Annotated in this window: 14 protein-coding genes; 10 read left to right on the top strand and 4 right to left on the bottom strand. The window is 70.4% G+C overall.

Translation table 11 applies throughout. The features are described 5' to 3' along the window. Window positions 1-26 precede the first annotated feature (26 nt). Complete coding sequence (gene lepB / locus ACZ7OI_RS34440; protein WP_470268267.1) at window positions 27-797, top strand: signal peptidase I; 771 nt, start codon at window positions 27-29, stop codon at window positions 795-797. Here lepB and ACZ7OI_RS34435 read toward each other — a convergent pair. Next, window positions 712-2,643, bottom strand: a complete 1,932-nt coding sequence (locus ACZ7OI_RS34435; protein WP_470268266.1) for an ABC1 kinase family protein — start codon at window positions 2,641-2,643, stop codon at window positions 712-714. The genes lepB and ACZ7OI_RS34435 overlap by 86 nt on opposite strands. A gap of 171 nt (window positions 2,644-2,814) precedes the next feature. Here ACZ7OI_RS34435 and ACZ7OI_RS34430 point away from each other — a divergent pair, with 171 nt between their 5' ends. Then, window positions 2,815-3,357, top strand: coding sequence for a snapalysin family zinc-dependent metalloprotease (locus tag ACZ7OI_RS34430; RefSeq protein WP_470268265.1), 543 nt, complete (start codon window positions 2,815-2,817; stop codon window positions 3,355-3,357). Window positions 3,358-3,498: 141 nt separating this feature from the next. Here ACZ7OI_RS34430 and ACZ7OI_RS34425 read toward each other — a convergent pair whose 3' ends face one another. Continuing rightward, the gene (locus ACZ7OI_RS34425) at window positions 3,499-4,224 is read right to left on the bottom strand and encodes a class I SAM-dependent methyltransferase (RefSeq protein WP_470268264.1); all 726 of its coding nucleotides are present in this window, start codon (window positions 4,222-4,224) and stop codon (window positions 3,499-3,501) included. A gap of 83 nt (window positions 4,225-4,307) precedes the next feature. On the opposite strand from ACZ7OI_RS34425, the gene ACZ7OI_RS34420 reads away from it, so the two are divergent. Then, the gene (locus ACZ7OI_RS34420) at window positions 4,308-5,504 is read left to right on the top strand and encodes a sensor histidine kinase (RefSeq protein ID WP_470268263.1); all 1,197 of its coding nucleotides are present in this window, start codon (window positions 4,308-4,310) and stop codon (window positions 5,502-5,504) included. Beyond that, window positions 5,501-6,148, top strand: coding sequence for a response regulator transcription factor (locus ACZ7OI_RS34415; protein WP_470268262.1), 648 nt, complete (start codon window positions 5,501-5,503; stop codon window positions 6,146-6,148). Before ACZ7OI_RS34420 ends, ACZ7OI_RS34415 begins: the two co-directional genes overlap by 4 nt. On the opposite strand, the gene ACZ7OI_RS34410 is transcribed toward ACZ7OI_RS34415, so the two are convergent. After that, complete coding sequence (locus tag ACZ7OI_RS34410; protein WP_470268261.1) at window positions 6,132-7,811, bottom strand: EAL domain-containing protein; 1,680 nt, start codon at window positions 7,809-7,811, stop codon at window positions 6,132-6,134. The two genes, ACZ7OI_RS34415 and ACZ7OI_RS34410, sit on opposite strands and share 17 nt — an antisense overlap. Window positions 7,812-7,955: 144 nt before the next feature. Further along, on the bottom strand, window positions 7,956-9,062 hold the full coding sequence (locus tag ACZ7OI_RS34405) for a lycopene cyclase family protein (protein ID WP_470268260.1): 1,107 nt from the start codon (window positions 9,060-9,062) through the stop codon (window positions 7,956-7,958). Between the two features lie 38 nt (window positions 9,063-9,100). Between ACZ7OI_RS34405 and ACZ7OI_RS34400 the strand changes: the two genes are divergently transcribed. The 6 genes from ACZ7OI_RS34400 (at window position 9,101) to ACZ7OI_RS34375 (ending at window position 16,192) form a co-directional block, all read left to right on the top strand. Further along, window positions 9,101-10,663: a deoxyguanosinetriphosphate triphosphohydrolase family protein gene (locus ACZ7OI_RS34400; protein WP_470268259.1), complete on the top strand. Its 1,563-nt coding sequence runs from the start codon at window positions 9,101-9,103 to the stop codon at window positions 10,661-10,663. A gap of 40 nt (window positions 10,664-10,703) precedes the next feature. Next, window positions 10,704-11,195 carry a GNAT family N-acetyltransferase gene (locus ACZ7OI_RS34395; protein WP_470268258.1) on the top strand — a complete coding sequence of 164 codons (492 nt, stop codon included), beginning with the start codon at window positions 10,704-10,706 and terminating at the stop codon, window positions 11,193-11,195. Beyond that, a complete protein-coding gene (locus ACZ7OI_RS34390; RefSeq protein WP_470268257.1) occupies window positions 11,192-11,632 on the top strand; it encodes a hypothetical protein in 441 nt (146 codons plus the stop codon). Before ACZ7OI_RS34395 ends, ACZ7OI_RS34390 begins: the two co-directional genes overlap by 4 nt. Before the next feature lie 32 nt (window positions 11,633-11,664). Beyond that, window positions 11,665-12,384, top strand: coding sequence for a barstar family protein (locus tag ACZ7OI_RS34385; protein WP_470268256.1), 720 nt, complete (start codon window positions 11,665-11,667; stop codon window positions 12,382-12,384). Between the two features lie 272 nt (window positions 12,385-12,656). Then, window positions 12,657-15,464, top strand: coding sequence for a S8 family serine peptidase (locus ACZ7OI_RS34380; protein ID WP_470268255.1), 2,808 nt, complete (start codon window positions 12,657-12,659; stop codon window positions 15,462-15,464). Between the two features lie 50 nt (window positions 15,465-15,514). Then, complete coding sequence (locus ACZ7OI_RS34375) at window positions 15,515-16,192, top strand: acVLRF1 family peptidyl-tRNA hydrolase (RefSeq protein ID WP_470268254.1); 678 nt, start codon at window positions 15,515-15,517, stop codon at window positions 16,190-16,192. The last annotated feature ends 150 nt before the right edge of the window (window positions 16,193-16,342 follow it).

The raw sequence follows: 16,342 nt of genomic DNA, 5'->3' as shown, positions 1-16,342 counted from the left end.
GTCCGGATTGATCCGATGATCGCTTCGTGACGGAAAGCTTCCCAGCTGCTCCACCTCCTGCCGCGCGTGCGCCGCGCCGGTTTCCCTGGCTGCTCGCGGTCTTCATCGTGGTCGTGATCGCGGGCTCGGCCGTGGCGGCGACCGGGCTCCTCAAGGTGTTCAGCTACCGGTCGGTGACCGTGACCGGCGGGTCGATGGCGCACACCATGGCTCAGGGCGACCGGGTGGTCTTCGGGCTGCGCGAGGGGCAGGAGATCCACCGCGGCGACGTCGTCGTGTTCAACGCGGGCGCGTTCAACGACGGACGGCGCGGGATGTTCCTGCAACGCGTGATCGCGGTCGGCGGCGACGAGGTCGAGTGCTGCGACTACGACCGTCGGATCAAGGTGAACGGCAAGTCGATCGACGAGCCTTACGCGGTCGGCGAGCAGACGACCTTTTACGCGAAAGTGCCGCAGGGCACGGTGTTCGTGGCGGGGGACCAGCGGGATACCGCGGATGATTCCCGGTGGCGCGCCAACAATCCCGGTGCCGGAGCGGTGCCGCTGTCCCAGGTGTACGGAGTCGTCTCGGCGACCGGGAATCTGTTGTGGGTCAAGCAGTTCCCGGCGACCACCGCGTTCGCCGACGCCGGTTTGCCCGGTACGACAGCGCCGGATTCCGGGCCGGTCACCGGCCGGATCACCGCCGGGATCGGGGCGGCCGTGTTCCTCATCGGGTTCGCCGGTCTGCTCGTGACCGTCGTCCGGAGCGCCGGAAGACGACGAAAAGCAGCCGCAGCCCCGCCAGTGCGCTGATCATCAGCAGGTTGTAGCCGAACACGTGGTTCAGCGTCAGCCCTGGCACCAGCTGCGGGCCGCTCGAACTGGACAGCAGCAGCACGGCCATCAGCCCGGTCGCGATGCCGACCAGCGCCAGCAGCACCTCGTGCACCAGGCCGGTCACCAGGTCGCGGTCGCGTTCGTCGGAGAACAGCCGCATGTTCACCGACAGCCGGCCTTCTTCCAATGCCGCGCCGATCCGGTCGACGCGCCGGGGCAGGCGGCGGAGCACCGGCAGCAAGGCGGTGAATTCGTCGGTGACGGTGCGGTGCAGGGTTTCCGGGCGCAGGCCGATGCGCTCGGTGGCGAACGCGCGGGATTCGGCGACCAGGTCGAAGTCCGGGGCCAGCGTCGCGAGCGTGCCTTCCATTGTCGCCAACGCCCGGAACACCGCGGCGATCGGCGGCGGGACGGCGAGGCGGAAGTCGGCGATGACGCGGAACAGGCCGGTGAACAGGTCGAGACCGGGGCTGCGGCCGGGGCCGAAGTGCCGGGCGAGCAGGGCTCCCAGCGCGCGTTCCAGGCGTTGTTCGTCGAGATCGTCCGGGCGGTCGACGATCTCCAGCAGTCCGTCGCGGACGCCGGCCGGGTCGCCTCGGTCGATGGCGGGCAGCAGGGCTTGCAGACCGGCGCGCAGACGTGCGTCGAGGCGGCCGACGGAGCCGAAGTCGAGCAAGCCGAGCGTGCCGTCTTCGAGCAGCAAAACGTTGCCAGGGTGCGGATCCGCGTGGAACACCCCGCCGAGCAGCACCTGGTCGAGCAGGCCGCGCAGGAAAGTGCGGGCGAGTTCTTCGCGGGAGTGTGCGGAACCTGTGGCGAGCGGTTTGCCCTCTAGCCGTCGCATCACCAGAACGCGCTCTGTGGACAGTGCTTTGTGGACGGTCGGCAACGTGACGCCGGCGACCGGATGTGCGGCGATGGCGTCGATATTCGAGGCTTCGGTGCGGAAGTCGAGTTCGTCCTCGAGGGACTCGGCGAATCCGTCAGCCAGGTCCAGCACGCCGAGCGACCGTGCCCAGGCAGCTCGTTCGTACAGGACGGTGGCGAGGCGGCGGACGATGTCGATGTCGCGTTCCACCTGTTCGCGGATCCCGGGCCGCTGCACCTTCACGACGACCTCGGCGCCGGACCGCAGCCGAGCGCCGTAAACCTGCGCGATCGACGCTGCGGCAAGGGGTTCGTCGTCGATGTGGGCGAAGGCGGTGAGGTCGATTTCCTCCCGCAGCAAGGCGCGAACCTCGTCTTCGGGCGCGGGCGGAACCTGATCGTGCAGCCGGCTGAGCTCGCGGATGTACACCGGCGGCAGGAGATCCGCGCGAGTCGAGAGCAACTGGCCGAGCTTCACGAACGTCACGCCCGCCTCTTCCAGCGCCAGCCGTAGCGACCGGGCGAGCTTCGCCGAGCCGTCGGGGCCCGCGGTGCGGCGGCCGGTGAGGAACGAGCCGAGACCGTGCCGGATCGCGATGCGCATGATCCGCGAGTAACGCCGGGCGCGGGCCGCGCGGGACCGCAACGACCGCATCCTGGCGAGCAATCCCGGCCCGCCGGACGGAATCGCGAGTTCGGCGACAAAAAGGACTAACAGCGTCACCGCGAGCGCGCTGCCGGCGAGCGGGATCAGCAGTCCGACCGCGACCCCGGGGGTGGTCAGCACGACGAGCGGGAACGTCCGGATGACGGTGCCCGCGACGAGCCAGCCCGCCAGCGCCGCGCCGAGCGCCCGGACGAGACCGACGCGGACCCCGAGCACTTTGCGGGCCGCGGCGACGAGCGGCCACAGCACGACGACGTAGGCCAGCAGGCCGAGCAGCAGCGTTTGCATGCCGACGAGCACACCAGCGCGGCGGCGCGCGCGGATCCAGCCGGGGCGGGACGGGCCTCCCTCTCGCGGGGGAGCGTCCTACTTTCGGACGTAGTCGCCCCGGTGGTGAACTTCTAACGTCGTCGAGCGGACAAGGGTTGCTTGCTTTCCCGATGACGTACGGAGGACACGATGCACGCACGAGGGTTCCGGCGGATCGCCGCACTGGCCATGGCGACCGCCGCTCCGCTGGGCTTCGGCCTGGCGACCGCACCCGCCGCGTCCGCCGCCGCGGCGACCACCGTCTACTACAGCTCGGCGGGCGCGCCGGACTACGTCGCGCAGATCGACCAGGGCGCGGCCAACTGGAACGCCGCGGTCAGCGACGTGCAGCTGGTGAAGGACGAGGGCAAGGCGACGGTGAAGATCCACGAGGTGAACAGCGGAGGTTCGTACACGCAGACCGACGGGCACGGCAACGGCGACGTCTATTTGGACACGAGCCAGGTCGCCGAGGGCTACGACCCGACCCGCATCGCCGCGCACGAACTCGGCCACAACCTCGGCCTGCCCGACCACTATTCGGGTCCGTGCACGGAGCTGATGTCGGGCCACGGGCCGGGCACGTCCTGCACCAACGCGAAACCGGACGCGCAGGAGTCGGCGAAGGTGCAGCAGTTGTGGGCCAACGGGGTCCGGGCCGCGGGCACTCGGGTCACGACGACTGTCTACTGAGGACTCGTGAGTGTTTATGCCGGTGAGAACCGGCATAAACACTCACGACACCCCAGCGCACTCGGGCCCGCGCCGGGAAGTCCTCGCCGGACCTCGTGAGTGCTGGCGCCGGTTAGAACCGGCGCCAGCGCACACGACGCCCTACTCCGCGTGCAGCACGAAGAACAGAAAACTCGGGCTGACGCACAGCATCCGGTAGTCCTCCGGGAACAGTTCTTCCGCCTCCGGCACGGGTTTCGGCTCGCTGAGCACCGAGATCCGGAACCCGGCCGCGGTGAACGCGTCGGTCATCGCGTGCAGCGGCCGGTTCCAGAAGCGCATCGGCGTGGTGCGGCCGTCGACCTCCCAGTCCTCGGTCCACTCGTAAGTCGCCGAATAGTCGGTCTTCTGCCCGGCCTGGCGTTGCAGCATGTGGATCGCGTACGGATGGTCGACCACCACGATCAGCCGTCCGCCGGGCTTGAGGATGCGGTGGAACTCGCCGAGCGCCGGGCCCCAGTCTTCCAGGTAGTGCAGCACGAGCGAGGCGACGACGTCGTCGAACGCGTTGTCCGCGTAGGGGAGCGGCTCGGCGACGTCGGCGACGCGCAGGTCCACGTCGGGGCCGAGCCGCTGGCGGGCGATCTCGAGCATGCCGCTGCTGAGGTCGAAGCCGGATACTTCCGCGCCGCGTTCGCGCAGCGCGACAGTCAGCGGTCCGGCGCCGCAGCCCGCGTCGAGAATCCGCCGTCCGGCCACGTCCCCGGCCAGCGCCAGCACGGCGGGCCGCTCGTAGTAGGCGTTCTGGATTTCGGTGTCCGACCATCTGGTGTAGGTGTCCGCCAGCAGGTCGTAATCGTTGACCACGGTGGTCTCTTCTGGAGGCATGAGATCCACAGTGCCAGAAAATCGGCGGCCGGGTCCCGCGCTGGAGGGAGGCGCCCGCCGGAACCGCCTGTCAGGATTGGCGGGTGCGTTTCTTCCGTCCGCTGGTCAGCGGGGTCACCTATCGCCGGTGGGTGTACTTGATTCTCGGTGCCGCGCTCAGCGTGCCGTACCTGCTTCTCGCGATGATCGCGATGCCGTCGCTGATGCCGTTCACCACGACGGTGGGATGGGCGAGCCTGGCCGGATTCGTCGTGACGCTCGCCGTGCTGGCCGCGACCGCGTTCCTGCCCGCCGTGCGAGTGCTGGAGGCGGCGGCGGTGCGGGAACTGCTCGCCCAGCCCGCGCCGGGACGCGGCCGGGTGCGGTGCGCGGTGATGTTCGTGCTGCACGTCGGGTCCGGGATGGCCATCGGACTCGCGACGCTCGCGGTGCCTGCCGGATTCGGGTTCGCGATCAACGCGGTCTTCACCGGTCGGCTTGTCGACACGCCGGATTTCCAGCTGACGGTTCCGCGCGGCTGGGCTTCGGCGTGGCTGCCCGCGGCGTTCGTGGTGGCGTTCGCCGTGCTGATCTACGTCGTGTGGGGCGTCGGCGGAATGCTGCGCCGCGTGGCGGCCCGGTTGCTGGGCTGGTCCGCCGCCGAACGCATCGCGCAGCTCGAACGCCGCACCGACCTGCTCGCCGAACGCACCCGGCTCGCGCGCGAGCTCCACGATTCCGTCGGCCACGCGCTTTCGGTGGTCACGCTGCAAGCCGGGGCCGCGCGGCGGACGTTGCACACCGATCCCGGCTTCACCGAGGAAGCGCTCACCGCGATCGAGGAATCGGCACGGACCGCGCTCGACGACCTTGACCACGTGCTCGGCCTGCTCCGCGACGAAGCGCGCGACCGGACGCCGCACGCGGGTCTCGCCAACCTGCCCGCGCTGATCACCGTGACGCAGCAGTCCGGCACGGATTGCCGCTACGAGGTGCGGGGCGATGTCGCCGCGGTGCCGGCGGTGGTTTCCCGGGAGGTGTACCGGATCCTGCAGGAATGCCTCACCAACGCGGTGCGGTACGGGAAGGCGCCGGTCACCGTCGCGCTGGCGGTCGCGGACGGGCAGTTGCGGGCCGCGGTCGCGAACCCGCTGGGCTCCGCCCGGCCGTCGCGCGCCCGGGGCGGACGCGGTCTGCGGGGCATGGCGGAGCGGGCGGAACTGGTGGGTGGCAAGCTGTCGGCGGGACCGGCGGGCGAAAACTGGGAGGTCGTGGTGACGGTGCCGTGGGGGAACCGGTGAGCGTGCGAGTCCTGCTGGTGGACGACGAACGGCTGATCCGGGCCGGGTTGCGCGCGATCGTGGACAGCGAACCGGACCTGACCGTGGTCGGCGAGGCGTCCGACGGCGCGGAGGTGCCCGGACTGGTCGCGCAGCTGCGGCCGGACGTCGTGCTGATGGACGTGCGGATGCCCGCCGTGGACGGGATTCGCGCGACTGAGCACCTTCTGTCCACTATGGACGATCCGCCGAAGGTGATCGTGGTGACCACCTTCGAAAACGACGACTACGTGTACGACGCGTTGCTCGCCGGGGCCAGCGGATTCCTGCTGAAACGCGCTCGCCCGGAGGAGATCGTCGCCGGGATCCGGACGGTGCTGGCGGGGGATTCGCTGTTGTTCCCGGCGGCGATCCGGGGAATGGCCGCGCGCCGTTCCGCCGCGGCTTCGGCGGCGCCGCTGGACTTCCTGACCGAACGAGAACGCGACGTGCTGCGCCTGATGGCGGCCGGACTGTCCAATGGGGAGATTGCCGCGGAGCTGTATCTGGGGCTGCAGACGGTGAAAACGCACGTCGGAAACGTGCTGTCGAAGCTGGGCGCGAGGGACCGGACGCAGGCGGTGATCCGGGCTTACGAATCGGGGTTCGTCACGCCGACCGGCTGATGGCGACGTCGCGGCCGATGCCGCGCAGGACTTCGACGCGGTCGCTGCCGGGCCGGCTGAGGACCCAGCTCGATCCGGGAACCGCCTTGGCGCGCTTTTTCAGCGGCGCGAGGAGCCGGGAAGCGTCCCGATAGGACGGAATCGTCCCGCTGCCGCAGACGAGCGTCGCCAGCGACACCGTGACCGGCATGCCCTCGGCGGACCAGCGCGTGTCCAGCAACGCCGCGGCGACCGTGCCGATCTCGTCCACGTCGCACACGATCAGGAAGTCGTCCCCGCCCACGTGGCTCACGCGCATCCGCGGCAGCCGCCGGGAGAGATCGGTGAGCGTTTCGCCCAGCGCGCGGATCAGGTCGTCTCCCGCGGCGAAACCGGCGTTGTCGTTGACCGATTTGAAGGCATCGACGTCCAGCCACGCCGCCACGAACTGCTCGCCGCTGGCGATGCGGCGTTCGACGTCACGCGCCGCCGCTTCGCTGCCTGGCAGCCGCGTGAGCGGGCTGAGCGTGACCGCCTCCTCGACCTTCGCCTCGGCGACACCGCGCACGACCTCGGTCACCAGCACCACGCCGAGACAATGCCCGGCCGCGTCGACCACCACGACGTCGTCGCCGGTGCGGCCCCAGTCGGCGTCGGTGACCAGTTCCAGGAACTCCAGCGCGCTCGCGCCCGCCTCGATCAGATGCGGTTTGTCGGCCAGCCTCGCCGCGGACCGCTTCGCGTGCAACGCATGCCCGTACGGACCGGTGATGGTCACGAGGAAGCGCGTCCGGTCGACTGACCACTGTGGACGGTTGTCCGCGTCGACGCCGACCACGCCGCTCGGCGCGTCCGCGGCGGCGAGCACCTCGCGGACGTCGTCGCAGGTCGCGTCGACCGGCAAGGTGGTGGCCGGGCGCAGGAAATCGCCGACGCGCGGGGCCTGCGGAGGCACGGGCGAGCGGCGGTCCTCCGGGACGACCGCGCCGGCGGCGGGCGCGGACCGGTGCGCGGCGGGCGGCGCGAGCAGGTTGCCCTGCGCGATCCGGACACCGAGGTTCTGCGCCGCGTCGAGCTGGGACTCGGTCTCGATCCCGGTCGCGACCAGCCGGGTGTTCGTGCGCGTCGTGAAGTGCAGCAGCGCCTCGACCACCGCGGTCGACGCCGGGTCGCCGGGCAGGCCGCGCAGCACGCTGCGGTCGAGTTTCACCAGGTCCACCGGGGACTGCGCGAGCAGCGCCAGCGGCAGGTCGCCGCGGCCGAGCCCGTCGAGCGCGAGCCGGAAGCCCTGTTCGGTGAGCGCGCGCATGCCGTCGAGAAGGCGGCCGGTGGGCAGATGCGTGAACGGCGGCCCGACCTCGAGCACCACGTCGCGGGTGCGCCGTCCGGCCGCGCCGAGTTCGGCGATCAGCTCGTCGAACGCCTCCAGCGGCGACGCGAGGGTGCGCGCGGAAAGGTTGAGGTGCAGCGGGAGCGCGCTGGGCCGCTCGGCTTCCTGGCGCACCGCGGCGGCGGCCAGACCGAGGTCGACCTCGGTGAGCTTGCCCGCGCGACGGGCCTCGGCGAGCAGTTCGTGCGCCGTGCCCCGGCCCGGCCGGGCCAGCGCTTCGTACGCGACGACCCCGCCGGTGTGCAGGCTGTACATCGGCTGGAAGGCGAATCGGACCGCTCGCAGCGTCGTCACGGAGGCGATACTGGCATCGCCGAAGGGGGCTGCGAAACCGTTGTCAGCTGATGTTCACCGGCACGGCACTTTGGCCACCGGATCGGACTAACAAAATGCTTTCCCGTTCCCTCGATCGGGCACCGGAAAATTCCCGGCACGCCGTCAGCCGAGCAACCTCCGGCGGATCCCGGCCGGAGCCGTGCGGAACAGGTTTGCCATGGTCGCGGCGGTGCCGGGGAGGTCGGCGCGGCCCGAGGTGAACGCGCGCTGCGCCGGGACCGGAAGATCGAAGAACAGGTCGAAAAATTGCGCCGACTGGGCAGGTGACATTCCGCACAATGCACGGAGTCCGTGGCGGCGCAAGGCATGCACAGCGCGCGCTTCGGCTGGCCACAATGCCTTCCGCGCCGCGCCGGCCGCGGCTGCTGGACCCGCGTCGAACGAGTCCGCGAGAGCTTCCGCGACGCGAGGCGCGAGCTGCAAGGCCGTCGCGAGGCTGTAGCCGGTCGCCGGGTGCACGAGCCCGCCCGCGACCCCGAACGGCACCGCTTGGCCGCGCTTCGGCAGCGGGACGTCGAGCACTATCCGCACCCGCTCGACCCGGCCGGCAGGACGGATTCCGGCCCCGGCGAGCCGCGTGTGCAGCCGCCGGGCGAGTTCGGCCACCGGGAGCCCGGGCTTGCGGGCCAGGGACGTCTCCTCGACCAGTACGGAGCCGTCGCCGAGTGGCAGCAGGTAGCGGAAGCTGTCCGTGCCGTCGCGCCAGTCCATGAATACGGCGGTGTCGGCCGGGGCCAGCCGCTCGGCCTGATCCGCGGGCAGCACGAGCCCGTACGCGGTCTGCTCGGCACGCGGGCCGCGCAGCTTGGGCGCGCCGGACGCGTCGACGAACACCGCCGCCGCCAGCCGCCGACCGTCGGCGAGCAGGACCGTCGAACCGTGCGGACCGTGTTCCGCGCCGGTCGCCTTGCCCACGATGATCTGAACCTTCGGCTCGGTGAGCCACTCGCGCAGACCGGCGTTGTCGAGCACCCGATACGCCCGGTCGACGCGGTGCTCGCGCGTGCCGTACGCGAGCGTCGCCGCCGGAGCCGCCGCGATCGCCTTCTCTGGCAGCTCAGGGACTTCGTCCGCCCACAGTCCGTAGGTGTTCGGCCACTTTCGGTGCGGATCCGGGTCGAGCACGGCCGTCTCCAGCCCTCGCCGGGCGCACGCGGCCGCCAGCGCCCGTCCGGCCGGGCCGCCGCCCGCCACCAGCACGTCGGTCATCCCGCAATCCTGCCGGACGGGCGGATACGGTGGGACACATGGACGAGACCGATCCGAGGGCAGCGCGCCGGGACCCGGAGAACGGGGCAGGCGGGTTCACCGATCTGGCGACCAGCCCGTTCCGCGTCGACCGCGACCGGATCACCGCGTCGCCGTTCTTCGCGCGGCTCGGCGGGGTCACCCAGGTGGTCAGCGCGGGCGGGGCCGGGCTGCTGCACAACCGGCTGACGCACAGCCTGAAGGTCGCGCAGGTCGCGCGCGGGATCGCGGAGCGGATCACCGGGTCGAGCGAGTCGGCCGAACTGGCCGCGAAACTCGGCGGCTGCGACCCGGACGCGTGCGAGGCCGCCGCGCTCGCGCACGACCTCGGCCATCCGCCGTTCGGGCACCTCGGCGAGCAGACCCTGGACCGCATCGCGCGGCACCGGTTCGGCCTCGCCGACGGTTTCGAGGGCAACGCGCAGTCGTTCCGCATCCTCACCACCACGGACGTGCGCGGCCCGTCCTCCATCGGCCTGGACCTGACCGCCGCGGTCCGCGCCGCGGTCCTGAAGTACCCGTGGGCGCGCCTGCATTACCCGCAGCCGCACCCGACCTCGATGCCGTCGCCGCCCCGCGGCGCCGCCGAACCCGACGACGCACCCGGCACCGGCGCGAGCAAGTTTTCCGCCTATGTCACGGAGTTGGACGACTTCGAACAGTCGCGCGCCCCGTTCGCCGGCCGGATCGAGCCGTGGCAGCAGACAGTGGAAGCGTCCGTTATGGACACTGCCGACGACATCGCGTACGCGATCCACGACCTGCAGGACTTCCACCGCATCGGCGTCCTGCAGCACGCGCCCGTCGCCGCCGAACTGGGGGAGTGGCTGGCCCACGCCGTCGATCTGGCCTCTTTGGACGATGCCCGGCTGACCGCGGAAATCCGCCGCCCAGGCCGTTCCCTGGAGCGGATGCGCCGCCGGATGCACCTGAAGGACAGCTGGATCGTGGACGACGACGCCTTCGCCGCGGCCGTCGCGCGAGTCCAGCGCGAACTCGTCGACGGCCTGCTCGCGGACGGCTTCGACGGCTCGACCGAAGCCGAACAAGCGACGGCCGCCTTCTCGGCGAACTGGATGGTGCGGCTGGTGGACGGGGTTTTCGTCCTGTCGTCGCCCCCGACGCGGTCCGGACACGTCTCGCTGCGGCCCGCGCAGTGGCACGAGGTGCAGGTCCTGAAGTTCGTCCACCGGCGATTCGTGTTGCTGCGCCCCGATCTCGCTCTGCATCAGCGCGGCCAGGCCAGTCTGGTGACGACGTTGGTCGACGCGCTGGACGCCTGGCTCCTGGACCGCGACGAGGCTTCTCGGCTGCCGCGCCGGCTGCACGACCTGATGGAGCTGGCGCGCGGCGAATACTCGGACCTCGCCCGGACCTCGCCGGAGTTGCTCGTCGGCGCGACCGGCGAGCGAATCGAGGGCGCGGACGCGGTGCGCGGGCTGGCCAGGGGACGGGCGGTCGTGGACTTCGTGGCTTCGCTGACCGACAAGCAGGCGGTGACGCTGCTGGACGCGTTGTCGGGGCGGTCGAGCCAGCCTTGGTCGGATTCCTTTGTGCTGTAAATAGGTTGCGCTCGTGGAGGCTGGTCAGCACGGTAGGCGGATGCCTTTTGCGATCCGGGAAGCCGGCGCCGACGATTGGCCGCGGATCTGGCCGATCGTCCAGGACGTGGTGACCGAACAGCAGACGTTCCCGTACGACCCGGCCATGAGCGAATCGGACGCTCGCCGGCAGTGGCTGGTCCCCGCTCCGGCGCGGGTGGCGGTCGCGGTCGACGGGGATCGGGTGCTGGGCACGGCGAACATGTATGCGAACCGGCCGGGGCCGGGCAGTCATGTCGCTTCGGGAAGTTTGATGGTGTCCCGGGACGCGCGCGGCTCCGGAGTGGGGCGTGCGCTGGCTGTCGACTTGATCGCTTGGGCGCGGCGGGCTGGCTTCGCGGCGGTTCAGTTCAATGCGGTGGTCGAGACCAATGTGCCCGCGATTCGGTTGTACGAGAGTTTGGGGTTCGTGACGCTGGGGGTCGCACCGGGGGCGTTTCGGCATCCGGTGGAGGGACGGGTGGGGTTGCGGATCATGTGGCTGGAGCTGTGACCGGCTTCGCGGAGGTTTTCGATCTCGGCGTGCGGTTGCCGGACCAGGTTTTCCGGGAAGTTCCAGGGGATTTCCTGTTCTGCGAGTACGACGCTCTTGTGGCTCCGGAAATGTGGCCGGCGCTTCGGGAAATGGCCCGCTGGCACGGCGACGAGCGGGTCGACCTGCTGGTGCTCGAACCGGGTGCCCAGCGGACGGTTTCGTTGCCCGCGGACGCGAGCACGGATGTCTGCTGGGCGGCGATCGGACATGAATCGGACGGCGGCTTCCTGGGCTCGATGGCGGTTTCGGCGGACGTTGTCGCGGTGACGGGACCGTCCCGGATGCGGGGCTGCTGGCGCGAGCGGTTCGGCCCGTTCCTGGACGCGGTGCGGGCCGGTTCCGGACGAGTTCGCGGGCGCGCTGGCCGCCGACTACGGCACCGGGTGACGCGGTGATCGAGGCTCGGCGAGCGGGAAGGGAATCCCGGATGCTGTTGTACCGGCTCGTGTCCGAGGCGGACCGGCCGGATTTCGCGCTGGCATTCGAATCGCTGGCCGGCTTCTTCGGCGAAGAGGCGACCGCTGGGCTGGTGACCCTCGAAAACGTCCGCGGCGCGGCCGACGCGATACCGGTGACTGTCGACGACGCGGCGATCGAGGTAGTCGACCATGCCGGAAAAGCAATCGGACGCTACGGGCCCGTCCGCCTGGAATTGCGGCCGAAGAACCTCGTCCGGACACCGGACAGGTCGACGAATCTCGAAATTCCGTCGTGGGGCGGCTCGCATCCCCATGCGCAGGCGATCTGGTCACGGTGGCATCGCGGTTCGATTCTTCCTCGCGAGTGGACGCGGTATCCCGCGGCGCAGCACGGCGACTGGCTCCACGTCGTGCAAAACGCGTGGTTCGTTTCCGGGAAAAACGCGATGCGCTACGGCACCGGCGACCTCGTCCTCGACGGGCGGGAGCTGCCGTCGAAGGATTCGTTCTATTGCGCCCTCGGCGAGGCGGCGAACGGACCGGGCGGCTACTTCGGCAGCAACTTGGACGCGCTCGACGACTGTCTCCGGAGCGGATCCGGTTCCAGGCCGCGCTATTCGGTGCTCTGGAACGCCGCTGCGGCATCCCGCCGCGTCTTGGGCGACGCGTTCGTGGACGCGGTCGCGGAAGTCTTCCGCGAACACGGCGTCGAACTGCGCGAACAGTGAACCCGCTGTCCGGTCGGCCGCCGTCAGGACAGCCGGGGCGGCAGCGGCTCGGCCGAACAGCCTACGACGTCCGGCGGGCACCGGAAATTGCTCGGCAAACGTCACCCCAACGGCCGTTTTTCCCGGACAGAAGTGGTACTTAGCTGGATCCAGCCGGTGATCACCGGCGTTGGCCAGCGTGAGTCGGGGCACGCGGTGTGAGATCGGAGGCGCACGTGCGTCGTACCCGTTCACCTGGAGCCTCGACGAAAACTGCCAGAAGACGGACGGGCGTGGTCGCCGCGGCGGTCCTCGCCGCCGGGCTGGCGACCCCGCCCATAGCCGGAGCGCAGGAGTCCACTGTGGACTCCACGGCGAACAGCCAGATCGCCGCTTTGCAGGCGGTGAAAGCAGGACAGACCGCGGCTGAGTCCAAAATAGACAGCAAGCTTCTCGTTCAGGAGAAGATGCGCACGCGGAGCCTGAGCGCGGCCGCGTTGCCGGGAATCGCCAAGACCGCGGACAAGGCACTGGTCGACATCCGCGTCACGAAGGTCAGCGACGGGCTTGTCGACGACCTGCGCAAAGCGGGAGCCGAGGTGCGCGCGGTGTCGAGCACGGCGGCGAGCATCCGCGCCGAGGTGCCGTTGACCGCTTTGCCGGAGATCGCGCAGCGCGGCGACGTGAAACACGTCGAGACCGCGGATCAGGCGATGACCGCGCGGCAGCGGGAAAACACCAAGGAAGACACGGAAACCAAGCAGCAGAAGGCTGACCGGATCGATCGGCAGCTCAAGGAAGCGATCGGAACCAAGACGCAGGTGGTCAGCGCGGGCGACCGGGCGCATAACGCCGACACCGCGCGCCAGCAGTTCGGCGTGACCGGCACCGGCGTCAAGGCGTGCGCGCTGTCCGACGGGGTCGATTCGCTCGAGGTTTCCCGCACCAAGGGCGAGCTTCCGGCCGTCGATGTCCTGACCGGACAAGCCGGCACCGGCGACGAGGGCACGGCGATGCTGGAGATCATCCACGACCTCGCCCCGAACGCGAAGCTCGGTTTCGCCACGGCATTCACCTCCGACGCGAGTTTCGCCGACAACATCCGCAAACTGCGCTTCGAAGCGCATTGCGACGTGATCGTCGACGACGTCATTTACTTCAAGGAATCCCCGTTCCAGGACTGGATCATCGCGCAAGCGGTGAACGACGTGACGGCCGACGGCGCGCTCTACTTCTCCTCCGCGGGCAACGAGGGCAACGTCGCCGACGGCACCGCGGCGCACTGGGAAGGCGACTTCGTCGATTCGGGTGTCCCGATCGGCAAATTCGCCGGCACGGCGCACAACTTCGCCGGCACCGCGGGGAAGCAGGTGTTCGAGCCGATCTCGGACGCGTCGTCGGCCAACATCCCGGTGACGCTGCATTGGTCCGACCCGCTCGGCGCGGCCGCTGACGACTACGACCTTTACCTCCTCGACGCGCGCGGCAACGTCGTGAGCTTCAGCCAGGACGTCCAGAACGGCACCCAGGACCCGTACGAGCAGCTGGCCACCCCGCTGTTCGGCGGAACCGGACTGCGGCTCGCCGTGGTCAAGTTCTCCGGGGCCGGCCGGTATCTCTCGCTGACCGCGTTCGGCAGCCGGTTCCGCGACTCCGCGGACGGGCTCAAGGCGTACTCCACACCTGGCGCGGTCGTGGGCCACGCTGCCGCGCGCAAGGCGTTCGCGGTCGCCGCGGCACCGGCCGAGGCGGCGTTCGGACGGCCGCTCGAGCCGGGCGACCCGGCGAACCCGACCGGACCGTATCCGGCGGCGTATTCCTCGGCCAGCAAGGCGGAACGGTTCAGTTCGGACGGTCCGCGACGCGTGTTCTACGAAGCCAACGGAACGCCGATCACACCGGGCGATGTGTCCTCGACCGGCGGGGAAGCACGGCAGAAGCCGGAAATCACCGCGGCGGACGGCGTGCACACCTCGGTGAGCGGATTCGACCCGTTCTTCGGCACCTCGGCCGCCGCACCGCACGCGGCCGCGATCGCGAGCCTCGTGCTGTCCGGCAACCCCGGACTGTCCTCTTCGGACATTCGCGAGGCGTTCCTGAAGACCGCAGTGGACATCGAAGCGCCGGGCACGGACAACCTCACCGGCGCCGGAGTGTTGTTGGCGGACAAGGTGTTGGCCTACACCGGAGCCAGCCCGCAGCCGTATGCGGAGGCCGGGCAGCCGACGGTCCGCGGGCCCAACGGCGGCAGCACGCTCAACCCCGGTGACACCGCGACCGTCACGCTGCCGGTGAAGAACAACGGCGACGGCACAGCGGTGTCCACGAGCGTCGTGCTCACTTCGCCGACCCAGGGCGTCACGATCGAGCCGCGGGCGAAGTCGTACGGCACGATCAGCCCGGGACAGACCGGAATCAACGACTTCACCGTGACGGTTCCGGCCAGCCAGCAGCTCGGCTCGCCGGTGGTGCTCAACGCGAAGGTGACTTTCGCGGGCTCGTACTCGCCGCGCACCAGCACGTATTCGCTGTCAGTCGGCACGCCGTCGCCGGTTTCGCAGGCGTTCGCCTACGCCGGTCCCGCGGTCGCGATTCCGGACAACTCGCAGCTCGGCGCGTCGGTTCCGCTCGTGGTGAGCGGCGTCGGCCCGGCGTCGAAGGTGTCGCTCTCGATCGACGGCAGCACCTGCACCGCCGCGGAGAAGGCGACCACGGTCGGCATCGACCACACCTACGTCAACGACCTGGTCGGCACGCTGACCTCGCCGTCCGGCGCGACGGCGACGCTGTTCCAGAAGGGCGGCGGCAGCGGCAACAACCTCTGCCAGGTGGTGTTCGACGATTCCGCGGCCAAGCTGTTCAGCACGACTGGGTCCGCGGACGCGCCGTTCACCGGCACCTACCGTCCGGTCACGCCGCAGACCCAGGCGGGCGCCTCGGCGGACGGCACGTGGACGTTGAAGGTGGTCGACACCGCGGGCGGCGACACCGGTTCGCTCCGCAGCGTTTCGCTGCACGTCAACGGGTACGTCGCGGCCGGGCGTCCGGCGGACGTGCACAAGACGGTGACGACGGGGCCGGTGCGGCCTCAGCTCGCCTGAGAAGGATGCGGGGCCGTCGCGGCGCGCGGCGGCCCCGTACCGTTTCCGGCATGGCACGGCAGGTCGCAGGTGGCGGACGGGCGGTGGAAGTCCCGCCCGAACGGCTCGACGGCTGGTTCGCGCGCTTCGCCGAACGCAACGACGGCGTGCGCACCACCGTGCTCATGCCGACAGAGGTGCGAATCGTCGCCGAAAACGGCACCACAGCCACCGCGACTGTCCCGTTTGGACCGTTGCCGGCTCAGGGCGAGTACCCCGGGCTGGCCGTCGAGCCATTGATCCGGCACGCACAAACTCCGAGGCTGATCGCGCTGCTGCTGGTCCGCAAAGGCAGCCATTCGCTCGGCCTCGCGTACGACGGCCGCGTCGTGCTCTCCCGGACCGACCGGCACCACGTGCAGGGCCGAACCGCGGCGGGCGGCTGGTCACAGCAGCGCTTCGCACGCCGTCGCGAAGGCCAGACGCGAGCCGCGCTGCAATCAGCCGCTCAGGACGCCCGCGAAGTCCTGCTGCCGCGACTGTCCGAAGTGGACGCCGTAGTGCTCGGCGGAGACCGCCGGGCGCTGGACGAACTGCGCGCCGACCGTCGGCTCGCCGAGCTGTTCGACCGGGCGGAGCCGCGCGTGCTGGAGATCCCCGAACCGCGCCGCGAGGTGCTGGCCGAAGCAGCACAGCGAGCGCGCGCCGTGGAGCTGGTGGTGAGGGATCCGACAGCGGGGCGCGAGTGAATCCGGACACGGCCGCGAAAACCGTTCGACGCCGACCCGTACACTGGGTCCGTGGTCATCAGGGCATTCGTGCGGATTCAGAGAGAATAACCGCCCGCCCCGCATCGCACGCGGTGCCGGGGCGCTCCTGCACGTCCACCTGACCACCCC

The sequence above is a fragment of the Amycolatopsis sp. NPDC114503 genome (assembly GCF_055633655.1).
Note: the sequence above shows the minus strand (reverse complement) of the source record. Positions and strands in the feature narration are given on the sequence as shown.